Below are 14,560 nucleotides of genomic sequence, written 5' to 3' on the forward strand. Positions count from 1 at the left end.
GAAAGCAGGGGGCAATACATCCGTTTCGTCCTTATTCGTGGACGCACCGGCCATCGGAACGGTTTCCTTGTCGTTCGGGAACCCCGGCGCCCGGTGAGCACGGTGCTCCGAGGCCGAGCGCCGGAGCACTCCCCCTTCCGGGGCCGGGCCCCTGCGCCTCACCCCCCGAGGACGGCCAGGGCCACGAGGCCGGCTCCGGCCCAGGCGAGGGACAGGTCCAGCGGGAACCTGCGCTCCCGTTCGGGGCGGCGGCCGCCGATGCCCGCGGTGGCCGGGCGGGTGCGGGCGGCGAAGTCGCGCACCCGGTCGGCGGTCCACCGGCGGCGGCCCGGGGTGCGCGCCCAGGTGGTCGAGGAGACCTCGGTGCCGTCGGTGAGGTGCACGGTGATGCCGCGCCTCCCCGGTTCGACGCGGGCCACGTGCTCGACCGGGACGACCGCGGTCCCGCGACCCCCGTACAGGTAGAGGTGCGTGCCGTCCAGGAGGATGCGCGGGAGCAGCAGCCCCTGTGCGACCGCCCCGCCCGCGGCGGCCAGGACGACGATCGCCACCGCTGCGGGCCATCCGCCGACGAGGGCCCCGGCGACCGTGGCCGCGACCAGTACGGCGAGCAGGACGCTCCCGGCCACCCGGCGTCCGCGGTCGGCGAGCATGCGCGAGGGCAGCGGGCGGGGTTCGGGGCGGCCGCCCGGCCCGAGGCCGGAGCGCAGGCGGCGCAGCCGCCGGTCGACGGACGGGGAACCGAACGCCGCGAGGACCACGGGCACGGCCAGGGCCGGGTATCCGGGCACCGGCCCCAGGACCCACATCGCCGCCACCCCCAGGTAGAAGCGCGCGCAGGAACGCGGTAGCGACACGGATCTCAACAACAGGAGGCCCATCCGGCCCACGGGCAGACCGGAGAGCGCGCGGTCCCCACGGATGATCCACGCCTCCACCGCCAGGGCCGCCGCGAGCCCGAGAAGGAAGAGGGCGGCACCGATCAGGGTGGGGGCGGGAGGCATGGGGGATCCGTTCCGTCGGTCGTCGTCCCCCATCGTGCCAGGACGGGGCGGGCCGCCCGGAGCCGCGCGGTGCCGGTCCCCCGAGCCCCGTGCGCCGGGGCGGGGTCAGGGGGTGGCGGAGGCCCGGATGGCGAGGAGGGCGGCGGGGATGCCGTCGAGGAGGTCCGAGGCGCTGACGGGGGCGCCCGCGCGGACCAGGGTGGCGGCGCGCCCGTGCAGGTGGGCGCCGCAGACGGCGGCCTCCGTGGCGGGCAGGCCCGCCGCCATGAGCGCCCCGACGATCCCCGACAGGACGTCGCCGGAGCCCGCGGTGGCCAGCAGCGGGGTCCCCGTCGCGTTGACGGCGACCGGCGAGCCCGGGTGGGCGACGAGGGTCGTCGAGCCCTTGAGCAGCACCGTGCAGTCCAGTTCGCGCGCCGCCCGGGTGGCGTGCTCCAGGCGCCGCGCCTCCACCTCCTCGCGGTCGGTGCCCAGCAGCCGGGACAGCTCGCCCGCGTGCGGGGTGACCAGGGTCGGCGCCGTGCGCTCGCGCACCAGGTCCGCCAGGGCGTCATCGGCCAGGAGCGTGATGGCGTCGGCGTCCGCGAGGACCGGCAGGTCGCTCTCCAGCACCACGCGGAGCTCGTCGGCGTTGCCTGGCCGGGTCCCGCGCCCCGGGCCGATGACGGCCGCCGCGGCCCGGCCCGGGTCCAGGCGGGTGCTGCTCAGCGGGTCGTTGACCTCGGCGACGACCTCGGGCCAGCGGGCGAGCACCTGGTCGACGACCGGCTCGGCCCCCGCGTAGCGGACCATGCCCACCCCGGTGCGCAGCGCCCCGCCGACGGTGAGGACGGCGGCGCCCCGGTAGGGGGCCGAGCCCGCCCGGACGGCGAGGACGCCGCGCCGGTACTTGTCGGACTCCGGCCCCGGGGCGGGGAGCAGCGCGGCGACGTCGGCGTCGTCGAAGGACAGCAGGGCCGGGCCCGGCAGCTCGGGCCCCAGGCCGATGTCCACCGGGTGCACGCGCCCCGCGCGGGCGGCCCCCGGGTCGACGAGCAGGCCCGGCTTGTGGGTGCCGAACGTGACGGTGACGTCGGCGCGGACGGCGGCCCCGGCCACCTCGCCGGTGTCGGCGTCCACCCCGCTGGGCAGGTCGACGGCGACCACCGGCGCCGGGGCGTTGGCGGCCAGCACCGCGAGGGCGGCGAACGGGGGCCGCAGCCCGCCGCGGCCGCCGATACCGAGCAGGCCGTCGACGATGAGGTCGGCGTCGAACAGGGTGTCCTCGGCGCGGTCGGCCGGGACGACGCGCCCGCCCGCCGCCCGCAGGGCGGCCAGGCCCCCCTCGTGGGCGCGTCCGGCGGCCGGGACGGCGCGGACGGCGGCTCCCCGGGCGGCCAGGGCGGCGCCCGCGTAGAGGGCGTCTCCGCCGTTGTCGCCCGGGCCGACGAGCAGCACGACGCGCGACCCGTACACGCGCGGGAGGAGGCGGGCGCATTCCACCGCGAGGCCGGCGGCGGCGCGGCGCATGAGCGCCCCTCCGGGCAGCCGGGCCATGAGCGCGGCCTCGGCCTCGCGGACGACGCCGACGGTGTGTGCGTAGCGCACGGGCGGACCTCCCGGGAAGGTGGCGGAAGCACCATCGTGCCGTATGAGAGCGGTGGGGCACAGGGGGCGCCACGCGGGGGATTTTCCGACCGGATATCACCATTCCGCTACACAACGGAGTGTCTTCTTGACACACTGGAGTCATGCCACGACCGAGCAAGTACGTCTCCCGGTCCGACCTCGGCTGGGGTCCCTCTCCCGCCGGGCACGCCGATCCCAAGAGCGGCCTGGTCGTCCACTACGACAGCGTCGACCAGAACCTCGCGAACAGGGACCACTCGGCCTGCATCGCCTATTGGAAGAGCACCCGCCGCTTCCACACCGGCCCGAGCAGGGGCTGGGCGGACATCGGCTACTGCGTGGACGAGGACACGCAGATCCTCACCGAGGACGGGTGGCGCCCCTTCGACGCCATCGCCCCCGGCGACCTCGTCCTGACCCTGGACCACACCACCGGCCTGTCCCGCTGGCAGCCCCTGCTGGCGGTGAACGTCTTCCCCGCGGTGCCGCGCGAGCTCCTCCTCATGGAGGGCCGCGGCCACTCCTCCCTCAGCACCCCGGGCCACCGCTGGCCGGTGGAGCGCAGGGCCGGCAGACCGGGTCGCGACCCGCGGCCCGGCAGCGGGTTCGCCCCCGCCTGGACGACCAGCGGGGAGCTGACCGTCCGCGACCGCATCCGCACCGCCGCCCCCTGCGCGGACCTGCCCGGCCAGGCCAAGTGGTCCGACGCCCTGGTGGAGCTGGTGGCCTGGGCGTGGTCGGTGCCGGGTCCGGGAACGGTGATCCGGCGTCCGCTGCGGCGCGGCGCCGAGGACGCGGCCCGGGTGCGCGCCCTGCTGCACGGCCTGTTCGGCGCCGCGGCCGCGGGCGCCCCCGAGCGGCCGGACGCGGTGGCCTGGTGGGAGGAGCACACCTCGGCGGAGGCGGTGTTCCGGCTGTCGGCGGGCGCCGAGGGGGCGCTGGCCGAGCAGATGCCGGGGGGTGTGCCCTCGCACGGGTTCCTGAGGTCGCTGACGCGGGCCCAGCTCGACCTGTTCCTGCGGGTCGTCATGGCCTCGGCCGGCCGGGACGACCGGTTCCTGGACCTGCCGGACGAGGCGGGCGCCGAGGCGTTCCGGTTCGCGGCGGTCCTGGCCGGGCGGACGGCGTCGGTGCGCGGCATCCCGCTCGGGGGGTGGCGGGTGGAGCTGTCGGCGGAGCAGACCTTCAGCCCCAGGGCGGTGGCGGCCCGCACCGACGGGTTCACGGTCGAACGCGTCCGCCACACGGGCCGGATCTGGTGCCCCACCACCCCGGACGGCACCTGGCTGGCCCGGCGGGCGGGCACCGCCTACTTCACCGGGAACTCGTTCATGGCCTGCCCGCACGGCCATGTGCTGGAGGGCCGCGGGCTGTACCGCGTCCAGGCCGCCCAGCCCGGCGGCAACTCCTCGCACTACAGCGTCACCCTGGCCACCGGCCCCAAGGACCCCGTCACCCCGGAGCAGATCGAGGCGGTCCGGCAGCTGCGGCAGTGGCTGATGGAGCCGGACACCTCCATCTCCGGGAAGGTCCTGGGGCACCGGGACTTCATCGCCACCTCCTGCCCCGGAGACAAGGCCTACCGGATGGTCCGGGACGGCACCTTCAGCAAGCCCCCGAGCGGATCCGAAGGAGACGACGACATGCCCAGGCACCGCAGGTTCGAGAAGGACAGCGCCCAGGAGCTTCCCGCCGGGACGTGGACGTCCCTGAAGTTCGACCGGCTCCACGACGGGCGCACCGGGGAGCTGTACTCGCTGGTGGGTGTGGACGAGCCGGACGGTGCCCTGTACGACCTGTCGGTGGGGGTGGTGCTGGAGGACCTGCCGGCGGGCACCGAGGTGCAGCTGCGCGCCACCGAGTACGAGCAGGACGGGGACGGCGGCTGGAAGGTGGCCCGCAACCGGCCGATCGACTCCCCCCTCCAGGCGGCGGGGTTCGGGCACTTCACCTACACGTGGAAGGGGAACCTGGCGGCGGGCCGCCGGGTCCGGGTGCGCGTGGCCCAGTACGGCGAGCGGCCGGCGCGGATCAAGGAGGCCACCGCCGAGGTCTTCTACTGGCCCAAGTGACACGGGCGCGGGGTGGTTGATCGGTGACCCCGGGGGCCGGATGCTGGACCCGACCGGCGACCGGCCCCGAGGAGTCCGCATGCCCGAGCACCACCGTTTCACGAAGGACACCCGCGTCACCCTGGCCCCGGCGACCTGGCACGACATCGGGTTCGACCACCGCGGGGACGGGACGGCGGACGTCCGGGTGCTGGCGCTGGAGGGGCGCTACGACCTTTCGGTGGGGGTGACCCTGATGGGGGTCACCCCGGGTACCGAGGTGCAGCTGCGCGCGGTCGAGTTCGACGCGGGCGGCGGCGCGCTCTCCGAGCGGCCGGCGGGCAGCGCCGTGCACGCCATCGGCCGGGGCCGGTTCGCGTACTCGTGGAAGGGCACCGTCCCCGAGGGCGGCTGGGTGGGGGTGCGGGTGATCCAGTTCGGCCAGTCCGACGCCCACATGGTGTCCGCCGAGGCCGACGTCTTCACCTGGCCCGCCTGACCCCGGGCGCCACTCGCGGCCGCCCCGTCGTCGTCCCGGCCCGGGTGCCCCCTGGCCCGGGCCCCCGCGCCGGACGGGCACCGCGGTTCCGGTGGTACCCGGGGGCTCCGCACCAGGCACCCGCGGCCGCCCCGCACGGGAACACCCCCGCCGCCTGTCGGCGGACGGCCCCGCACGCGAAGGCCGCCGCTCCCCGCGCCGGTGGCGGGCACGGGGACGCCCCCCGCCCGAGGGGAACGGGGGGCGTCCGCGGGGAGGGGCGGGGGCCTACAGCCGGTCCCAGGCCTCGGTGAGGACCTTGCGCAGGATCGACTCGATCTCCACGAAGTGCTCCGGGCCGCAGGTGAGCGGCGGGGAGAGCTGGATGACCGGCTCGCCTCGGTCGTCGGCGCGGCAGATGAGCCCGGCGTCGAACAGCGCGCCCGACAGGAAGCCCTTGAGGAGGCGGTGCGACTCCTCGTCGCTGAACGTCTCCTTGGTCTCCTTGTCCTTCACCAGCTCGATGCCGTAGAAGTACCCGTCGCCGCGCACGTCGCCCACGATCGGCAGGTCCAGCAGCTTCTCCAGGGTCGCCCGGAACACCGGGGCGTTGCGGCGGACGTTGTCGAGGATGCCCTCGCTCTCGAACAGGTCGAGGTTGGCCAGCGCCGCCGCGGCCGCCACCGGGTGGCCGGCGAAGGTGATGCCGTGCAGGAAGGAGGACCCCTTCTCCTTGAACGGCTCCATGAGCTTCTCGCGGGCGATCATGCCGCCCAGCGGGACGTACCCGCTGGTGGCGCCCTTGGCGAAGGTGATCATGTCCGGCACGTAGCCGTACCTGGTGGCGCCGAAGTACTCGCCCAGGCGGCCGAACGCGCAGATGACCTCGTCGGACACCATGAGCACGCCGTACCGGTCGCAAATCTCGCGGACCCGCCGGAGGTACCCGGGCGGCGGCGGGAAGCAGCCGCCGGAGTTCTGGACGGGCTCCACGTAGACCGCGGCGATGGTGTCCGGGTCGTTCTGGACGATCGCCTCCTCGATCTGGTCGGCGGCCCAGCGGCCGAACGCCTCGATGTCGTCGCCGTGCCGGGGCGCCCGGTAGAAGTTGGTGTTCGGCACCTGGAGGGTGCTGGGGACCAGCGGCTCGAACGGGGTCTTGATGCCCTGGAGGCCGGTGATGGACAGGGCGCCCATGCTGGTGCCGTGGTAGGCGATGCGCCGGCTGATCACCTTGTGCCGGGTGGGTTCGCCGATCGCCTTGAAGTACTGGCGGGCCAGCTTCCAGGCGGACTCCACGGCCTCGGAGCCGCTGGTGGTGAAGAAGACGCGGTTCAGGTCGCCGGGCGCCAGGGAGGCGATCCGCTCGGCGAGCTCGACGGCCTTGGGGTGCGCGTACGTCCAGATGGGGAAGTACGCCAGTTCGCGGGCCTGCTCGGCGATGGCGTCGGCGATCTCGGCGCGGCCGTGGCCGACCTGGCTGACGAAGAGTCCCGCGAGCCCGTCGAGGTACCGCTTGCCCTTGTCGTCGTAGACGTACACGCCCTCGCCGCGGCTGATGACGGGGACGTCGGCGTCGTTGTAGGCGGCCATCTCCGTGAAGTGCATCCACAGGTGGTCCTTGGCGGCCTGCTGGAGGTGCTCAGGACTCATGTGCGCTGCCACTTGATGCTCCAAGCTCGTCGGTAACGCGGGGACCACGCTCGGGTCGACCCGGGGGTCACATGCTCGACCCTCTCAATAGAAATAGTCGCACCGTTCCATGTTCTGTCAAGTATCCGTTGGGAAATCTAATCTTTACAACGGAATCCATTGGCAGATCTTGATCTCGCCGTTGCCGGATGGCAGTGTGACAGATCACAGCGCTATGCGCGCGCGCATCAACAGCCAGTCGGCGCACCGACGCGCCCGACCGACCCGGGAGCAGAGCACCGTGACCCAAGACCTGCGCAACTTCGTCAACGGCGAGTACGTGGACACGGCCGACGGGATCCGCAGCGACCTCGTCGACCCGGCCACCGGGAAGGTCTTCGCCACCGCCCCGGTCTCCACCGCCGAGGACGTCGACGCGGCGTTCCAGGCCGCCCGCACCGCCTTCGAGAAGGGCTGGCGCGACTGGACCCCCGCCGAACGGCAGATCGCCCTCAACAGGTTCGCGGACCGGGTGGAGGAGCGCGCGGACGAACTCGTCGCCGCCGAGGTCCGGAACTGCGGCAAGCCCGTCGAGCTCACCAAGAGCGAGGAGATCGCGCAGGTGCTGGACGCCCTGCGCTTCTTCGCGGGCGCCACCCGCAACCTGGAGGGCCGCGCCGCCGGGGAGTACCTCGCCGACCACACCTCCTGGATCCGCCGCGAGCCCATCGGCGTCGTCGGCCAGATCACCCCGTGGAACTACCCGATGGCCATGGCGGCCTGGAAGATCGGCCCCGCCCTGGCCGCGGGCAACACCATCGTCCTCAAGCCCTCCGACACCACCCCGGTCTCCACCCTGCTGCTGGCGGAGATCGCCGCCGAGTTCCTGCCGCCGGGAGTGTTCAACGTGGTCGCGGGCGACCGCGACACCGGCCGCGCCCTGGTCGAGCACCCGGTCCCGGGCCTGATCTCCCTCACCGGCTCCACCCGGGCCGGGTACGAGGTGGCGCAGTCCGGGTCCAAGGACCTCAAGCGCCTGCACCTGGAGCTGGGCGGCAAGGCCCCGGTCATCGTCTTCGACGACGCCGACATCGAGCGGGCCGCCGCGGGCATCGCCGAGGCGGGGTACTTCAACGCCGGCCAGGACTGCACCGCCGCCACCCGGGTGCTGGCCGCGCCGGGCGTCCACGACGACCTGGCCGCCGCCCTGGCCGAGCAGGCCCGCAACACCGTCACCGGCCCGCCGAGCAACGCCGACGCCGCGTTCGGCCCGGTCAACAACGCCAACCAGCTGGCGCGGGTGAGCGGCTTCCTGGACCGGGCGCCCGACCACGCCGAGGTGCTGGCGGGCGGCTCCCGGGTGGGCGACGAGGGCTACTTCTACGCCCCGACCGTCGTCTCGGGCCTGCGCCAGGGCGACGAGCTGGTCACCGACGAGATCTTCGGACCGGTCATCACGGTGCAAAGGTTCACCGATGAGGACACCGCGGTCGCGTGGGCCAACTCGGTGGAGTACGGGCTCGCCTCCAGTGTGTGGACCAGGGACCACGCCCGGGCCCTGCGGGTCTCCCGCCGCCTCGACTTCGGGTGCGTGTGGATCAACACCCACATCCCGATCACCGCCGAGATGCCGCACGGCGGCTTCAAGCACTCGGGGTACGGCAAGGACCTGTCCATGTACTCCTTCGACGAGTACACCCGCGTCAAGCACGTCATGAGCTACATCGGCGAGTGACACGCCCCGGCCGGTCCGCCCGGGCGGACCGGCCGCCTCCCGGTACGGCAACGAGCAAGCGACAGGACCACCCCCACCATGGCCACTACCAGCACCACAGCACCGGAGACGCCCGACGTGGAGACCGCAGCCGCGCGGCAGCCCGCGATCAGCCTGGAGGGGGTGTCCAAGTCCTTCCGCTCCGGCTCCGAGACCGTGAACGCCGTCGACGGCGTCGACCTGGCCATCGAACAGGGCGAGTTCTTCTCCCTGTTGGGCCCCTCCGGCTGCGGCAAGACCACCACCATGAGGATGATCGCGGGTTTCGAGGAGCCCACCCGGGGCGTCGTCCGGCTCAACGGGCAGGACGTCACCGGGGTCCCCGCCAACCGCCGCGACGTCAACATGGTCTTCCAGAGCTACGCGCTGTTCCCGCACATGAGCGTCGCGGACAACGTCGCCTTCGGCCTCAGGCGCAGGGGCGTCGCCAAGGACGAGATCAGGCGGCGCGTCGGCGAGATGCTCGAACTGGTCGAACTCGGGCACCGGGCCAAGCACCGGCCGTCCCAGCTCTCCGGCGGGCAGCAGCAGCGGGTGGCCCTGGCCCGCGCCCTGGTCAACCAGCCCGCCGCCCTGCTGCTCGACGAGCCCCTGGGCGCCCTGGACCTCAAGCTCCGCCAGGCGATGCAGGTGGAGCTCAAGCGCATCCAGCGCGAGGTCGGCATCACCTTCGTCTACGTCACCCACGACCAGGGGGAGGCGCTGACCATGTCCGACCGGATCGCGGTGATGAACCACGGCCGGGTCGAGCAGCTGGGCACCCCGGCGCAGGTGTACGAGCGGCCGGCCACCCGGTTCGTGGCCGACTTCATCGGCACCAGCAACCTCATCAAGGGCACGGTGCTCGGCGGGGCCGACGGCGCGTGGCGGGTGGAGGTCGCCGACGGCGCCACCGCCCTGCTCGCGGAGCTGCCCGCGGCGCTGGCCGCGCAGGGGTCGGAGGCGGCCGGATCCGCGGTCTGCCTGACCGTGCGCCCGGAGAAGATCCGCATCGGCGCCGAACGGCCGGACGAGGGTGTCAGCGCCGTTCCCGGCACCGTCACCGAGACCGTCTACCTGGGGTCGGCCACCCACTACCAGGTGGACATCGGCGGCGGCGAGACCGTCACGGTGTACCTGCAGAACTCCTCCGACTCCACCCTGGCCGCCGACCGCGGCGACCGCGTGTGGCTGTCCTGGCCCGCCCACCACTCCTACCCCCTGCTGGCCTGACCTCTGCGGCCCCCACTCCCCCGAGGCGCCGACCGGGACCGGCGCCACCGGCCACGAACCCCCCGCTCTCCCCGGCGGAACACCGGAAGACCAAGGAACGACCCATGAACAACCGCTCGCGCGCCGGCATCGACCCCGCACTCCTCCGCGGCCTCACCCGGGCACGCCGCAGCCCCCTCGGGCCGCCCGGCCTGACCCGGCGGCGCACCCTCCAGGCCGGCGGAGCGGCGGCCGCCGCCCTCGCCCTGTCCGCGTGCGGGGTCGGGGGCCAGCAGCGCGACCCCGCCGCCGACGCGAACTTCTGGGAGGGCAAGGAGCGCACCGGCAACCTGCGCTGGGCCAACTGGCCGCTGTACATGGACTCCGAGCGCACCCAGATCCAGCAGTTCACCGAGGCCACCGGCATCGAGGTCGAGTACAAGGAGGACGTGCAGGAGGCGGCCTCGTTCTTCGGCCAGATCCAGCCCAAGCTCGCCAGCGAGGACGACCTCGGCTACGACCTGATCGTGCTGCCCAACGGGTTCGAGCTGGCCAAGCTCATCGAGCTGGGGTACCTGATCCAGCTCGACCACTCGCAGCTGCCGAACTTCGCCGAGTACGCGGGCGAGATCTACAAGAACAGCGCCTTCGACCCGGGCAACAAGTACACGGTCCCCTACGCCTCCGGCATCACCGGCATCGCGTACAACCCCGAGTTCATCGACCGGGAGATCACCAGCGTCCAGGACCTGTGGGACCCGGCCTTCGAGGGCAAGGTCGGCATGTTCTCCGACCCCCAGGAGATCGCCAACTTCGGTCTGCTGGCCACCGGCGTCACACCGGCCGACTCCACCTCCGCGGACTGGGAGGCGGCCGCCGACAGGCTCCGCGAGCAGCGCGACTCCGGCATCGTGCGCGCCTACTACGACCAGGACTTCATCCAGCCGCTCACCAACGGCGACCTGTGGATCACCATGGCCTGGTCCGGCGACATCTACCAGCAGAACTCCGAGGAGGGGACGAACCTGAAGTTCGTCATCCCCGAGGAGGGCGCCACCCTGTGGACCGACAACCTCATGATCCCGTACACCACCCAGGCCCCGGTGGACGCGATCGAGCTGATGAACTTCCTGTACGAGCCGGAGATCGCCACCGGCCTCACCGAGTACATCGCCTACATCTCCCCGGTCCCCCACGCCCAGGAGGTCATGCTGGAGTGGGCGGCGGCCGAGGGCGACAGCGACCGCGGCGCGGCGCTGACCGAGATGGCCGAGAGCCCCCTGGTGTTCCCCACCGAGGAGGACTACCAGAGGCTGCACAACTTCGTCGTCCTGCCGACCGAGGAGCAGGACGGGTTCTCGTCCCTGTTCCAGGCCGTCACGCAGAGCTGACACCGAGCGATCCCGAGTCTCCCCATGAGAAACCGCAAGCTGACGCCCTACGTGCTGGTGCTCCCGGCGTGGACCTGGTTGGCGCTGTTCTTCGTGGTCCCCATCGGCGGGATGCTGTCGCTGTCGCTGACCACGGGCAACGTGATCACCGGCTTCCAGCAGACCTTCGAGGTGGGCAACTACGCCGAAGCCATCGGGACCTACTGGGAGCAGATCCTGCGCTCCCTGTTCTACGGCGGCTGCGCCACCCTGGTGTGCATCGCCGTCGGCTACCCGATGGCCTACTGGATCGCCTTCCGCGGCGGTGCCTACAAGTCCACGTACCTGCTACTGCTCCTGCTGCCGTTCTTCGTGTCGTTCGTGCTGCGGACGATCTCGTGGCGGTTCTTCCTGTCCGACAACGGCGTGGTGCTGGGGCCCCTCAAGGACCTGGGGCTGCTCCCGGACGGGTTCGCGGTGCTCAACACGGCGCCCGCCGTGATCCTGGGGCTGGCCTACAACTTCCTGCCGTTCATGGTGCTGCCGATCTACGCCGTGCTGGAGCGGATGGACCCGCACCTGGTGGAGGCGGCGCACGACCTGTACTCGAACCGGCTGCGGGCGTTCGCGCACGTGATCCTGCCGGTGTCGCTGCCGGGCGTGTTCGCCGGCGTGCTGATGACCTTCATCCCGACCAGCGCCGACTACGTCAACGCGTCGGTGCTGGGCGGCACGCACAACACGATGATCGGCAACGTCATCCGGACCCAGTACCTGGTCAACAACAACTACCCGATCGCCGCGTCGATCACCTTCGTGCTCATGGGGCTGCTGCTCGTCGGCATCTTCAGCTACGCCAGGGCCCTGGGCACCGAACGGGTCATGGAGGTGCACACGTCGTGAGCGCCACGTTCGAGACCGAGGGCCGGACCGGCTCCGCGCCGCGGCCCCCCGCACCCGCGGTCCGGCGCCGGACCGACTGGGGCCGCTGGTACACGTGGGCCGTGCTGGCCTGGCTGTTCGCGCCGATCCTGTTCATGATCGTGTTCAGCTTCAACGACCCGGCCGGCCGGCACAACATCACCTGGCAGGGGTTCACCCTGGAGTGGTACGCGAACGCGTTCGCCTACCCCGACCTCAACGAGGCGATGTTCAACTCGGTGACCATCGCGCTGCTGACGATGGTCATCGCCGGGGCGCTGGGCACCCTGCTGGGGATCGCGCTGGGGCGGTTCACGTTCCGCGGCAAGCAGCTCACCAACCTGGTGATGTTCGCGGCGATCAGCGCGCCCGAGGTGGTGCTGGGCGCGGCCCTGCTGTCCACGTTCCTGATGCTGAACATCACCACCGGGTACTGGACGACGGTCATCGCGCACGTGATGTTCTGCGTGTCGTTCGTCGCCATCACGGTGCGGGCGCGGGTGATCACCCTGGACCCGAGCCTGGAGGAGGCCGCTCGCGACCTGGGCGCCGGGCCGTGGGAGACGTTCCGGCTGGTGACGCTGCCGATGCTGTTCCCCGCGGTGATGGCGGGCGGGCTGCTGGCGTTCGCCCTGTCCATCGACGACTACATCATCACCACGTTCGTGAGCGGCGACGTGAACACGTTCCCCCTGTGGATCTGGGGCGCCACGCGCGTCGGAATCCCCCCGCAGGTGAACGTCATGGGCACGCTGTTGTTCGCGGTCGGGCTCACCATGGCCGTCATCAACATCATCGCGGCCAGGCGCCGGGCCTGACGTCCGTCCCCGGGGCACCGGTCGGGCGCTCTCGCCCGGCCGGTGCCCCGTTCCGTATCCGAGTCCTTTCCCACGACCGACGAAAAGTGTGTGATACCCATGGCCGACGCGGTCACCGCAGGGGCCCGCGAGGCGCTGAAGGGCGCCCGCCCCCGGGTCTTCTGGCTCGATCCCGACGTGCCCGGGCACGATGTGCCCGAGGCCGCCCCGGCGCTGGAGGGCGACGCCTTCGCCGACCTGGCCGTGGTCGGCGGCGGGTTCAGCGGGCTGTGGACGGCGCTCATCGCCAAGGAGCGCGACCCCGGCCGGGACGTGGTCCTGGTGGAGGCGCGCACCGCCGGGTGGGCGGCCTCCGGGCGCAACGGCGGGTTCTGCGCCGCCAGCCTCACCCACGGGTACGACAACGGCGCCGAGCGGTGGCCGGAGGAGATCGCGGAGCTGGAGCGCCAGGGGTACGCCAACCTGGACGCCATCGGCGAGGCGGTGGAGAAGTACGGGATCGACTGCGAGTTCGAGCGCACCGGCGAGCTGCTGGTGGCCACCGCGCCCTGGCAGGCCGAGGGGTTCGCGGAGTCCGCCGCGGCGATCACCGCCCTGGGGCACCGGGCCGAGGTGTGGGACGCCGCGCGGACCCGGGCCGAGATCGACTCCCCCACCTACGTGGGGGCGCTGTACGAGCCCGACGGGGTGGCGATGCTGCACCCCGCCAAGCTGGCCTGGGGGCTGCGGGCGGCGTGCCTGCGACTGGGGGTGCGGATCTTCGAGAACACCCCCGTGCGGGCGATCCGGTCCACCCCGGCGGGGCTGCGGCTGGAGGCGCGCGGCGGGTCGGTGCACGCGCCCCGGGTGGCCTGGGGCACCGGTGCCTTCCCCGGGCCGCTGCGGCGGCTCAAGCACTACCTGGCCCCGGTGTACGACTACGCGCTGATGACCGAGCCGCTGAACGGGGCGCAGATGGAGTCGCTGGGGTGGAGGGGGCGCCAGGGGGTGGGGGACGCGGCGAACTTCTTCCACTACTACCGGCTGACCGCGGACGACCGGATCCTGTGGGGCGGGTACGACGCGGTCCACCACTACGGCGGGAAGGTGCGGCCGGAGTACGACCAGCGGCCGGAGACGTTCCGGACGCTCGCCGAGCACTTCTTCGAGACGTTCCCGCAGCTGGCGGGGGTGCGCTTCACCCATTCCTGGGGCGGGGTGATCGACACGTGCAGCCGGTTCTCGGCGTTCTTCGGGACCGGGTACGGGGGCAGGCTGGCCTACGCCGCCGGGTACACCGGGCTGGGCGTGGGGGCGACGCGGTTCGGCGCCCAGGTGATGCTGGACCGGCTCGACGGGCTGGACACCGAGCGGACCCGGCTGCGGATGGTGCGGGAGAAGCCGCTGCCGTTCCCGCCCGAGCCGGTGCGCTCGATCGGCATCGGCCTGACGCTGCGGGCCACCGCCGCCGCCGACCGCAACGAGGGCAGGCGCAACCTGTGGCTGCGGACCCTGGACGCGCTGGGCATGGGCTTCGACAGCTGACGTTATGCGGCGGTTCGTGCGGTGTGTCGGGAAAAGGGTCGGTAGGGCGGGGTAAGGGATTGCCCGGGGCGGCGCGGCGTACGCGCCCCCATCCCGCGGTGGGACAGGATGGGTCCGGTCACGGGACGTCTCCCGTGCCCGCCCCCGCAGACCACCGCGCGGCCGCCCACCGGCCCGACACGTGAGGCT

The 14,560-nt window shown here is 72.7% G+C and carries 11 protein-coding genes; 8 read left to right on the forward strand and 3 right to left on the reverse strand.

What is annotated here, in order from left to right:
- Nucleotides 1-158: 158 nt before the first annotated feature.
- Both ABZ249_RS15280 and ABZ249_RS15285 read right to left on the reverse strand, forming a co-directional pair.
- Nucleotides 159-1,004, reverse strand: a complete 846-nt coding sequence (locus ABZ249_RS15280; protein WP_355262584.1) for a hypothetical protein — start codon at nt 1,002-1,004, stop codon at nt 159-161.
- Nucleotides 1,005-1,109: 105 nt separating this feature from the next.
- A complete protein-coding gene (locus ABZ249_RS15285) occupies nt 1,110-2,591 on the reverse strand; it encodes an NAD(P)H-hydrate dehydratase (RefSeq protein ID WP_355262586.1) in 1,482 nt (493 codons plus the stop codon).
- Between the two features lie 143 nt (nt 2,592-2,734).
- Here ABZ249_RS15285 and ABZ249_RS15290 point away from each other — a divergent pair, with 143 nt between their 5' ends.
- Nucleotides 2,735-4,684 carry an N-acetylmuramoyl-L-alanine amidase gene (locus ABZ249_RS15290; protein WP_355262589.1) on the forward strand — a complete coding sequence of 650 codons (1,950 nt, stop codon included), beginning with the start codon at nt 2,735-2,737 and terminating at the stop codon, nt 4,682-4,684.
- 79 nt (nt 4,685-4,763) lie between these two features.
- Complete coding sequence (locus tag ABZ249_RS15295; protein WP_355262592.1) at nt 4,764-5,162, forward strand: hypothetical protein; 399 nt, start codon at nt 4,764-4,766, stop codon at nt 5,160-5,162.
- A 267-nt stretch (nt 5,163-5,429) separates the two neighbouring features.
- Here ABZ249_RS15295 and ABZ249_RS15300 read toward each other — a convergent pair whose 3' ends face one another.
- Nucleotides 5,430-6,794, reverse strand: coding sequence for an aspartate aminotransferase family protein (locus tag ABZ249_RS15300; RefSeq protein WP_355262595.1), 1,365 nt, complete (start codon nt 6,792-6,794; stop codon nt 5,430-5,432).
- A gap of 214 nt (nt 6,795-7,008) precedes the next feature.
- Here ABZ249_RS15300 and ABZ249_RS15305 point away from each other — a divergent pair, with 214 nt between their 5' ends.
- The 6 genes from ABZ249_RS15305 (at nt 7,009) to ABZ249_RS15330 (ending at nt 14,371) form a co-directional block, all read left to right on the forward strand.
- Nucleotides 7,009-8,508, forward strand: coding sequence for a gamma-aminobutyraldehyde dehydrogenase (locus ABZ249_RS15305; protein ID WP_355262598.1), 1,500 nt, complete (start codon nt 7,009-7,011; stop codon nt 8,506-8,508).
- A 78-nt stretch (nt 8,509-8,586) separates the two neighbouring features.
- Nucleotides 8,587-9,759: an ABC transporter ATP-binding protein gene (locus ABZ249_RS15310; protein ID WP_355262601.1), complete on the forward strand. Its 1,173-nt coding sequence runs from the start codon at nt 8,587-8,589 to the stop codon at nt 9,757-9,759.
- A gap of 104 nt (nt 9,760-9,863) precedes the next feature.
- Nucleotides 9,864-11,129: a spermidine/putrescine ABC transporter substrate-binding protein gene (locus tag ABZ249_RS15315; RefSeq protein ID WP_355262604.1), complete on the forward strand. Its 1,266-nt coding sequence runs from the start codon at nt 9,864-9,866 to the stop codon at nt 11,127-11,129.
- Between the two features lie 24 nt (nt 11,130-11,153).
- Entirely contained in the window at nt 11,154-12,011 is an 858-nt protein-coding gene (locus tag ABZ249_RS15320) for an ABC transporter permease (protein WP_355262607.1), read from the forward strand.
- A 101-nt stretch (nt 12,012-12,112) separates the two neighbouring features.
- Nucleotides 12,113-12,847: an ABC transporter permease subunit gene (locus ABZ249_RS15325; protein WP_305082824.1), complete on the forward strand. Its 735-nt coding sequence runs from the start codon at nt 12,113-12,115 to the stop codon at nt 12,845-12,847.
- Nucleotides 12,848-12,946: 99 nt separating this feature from the next.
- Complete coding sequence (locus ABZ249_RS15330) at nt 12,947-14,371, forward strand: FAD-dependent oxidoreductase (protein ID WP_355262610.1); 1,425 nt, start codon at nt 12,947-12,949, stop codon at nt 14,369-14,371.
- Nucleotides 14,372-14,560 lie beyond the last annotated feature (189 nt).

Source organism: Nocardiopsis sp. NPDC006139 (genome assembly GCF_040614155.1).
Lineage (GTDB): Bacteria > Actinomycetota > Actinomycetes > Streptosporangiales > Streptosporangiaceae > Nocardiopsis > Nocardiopsis changdeensis.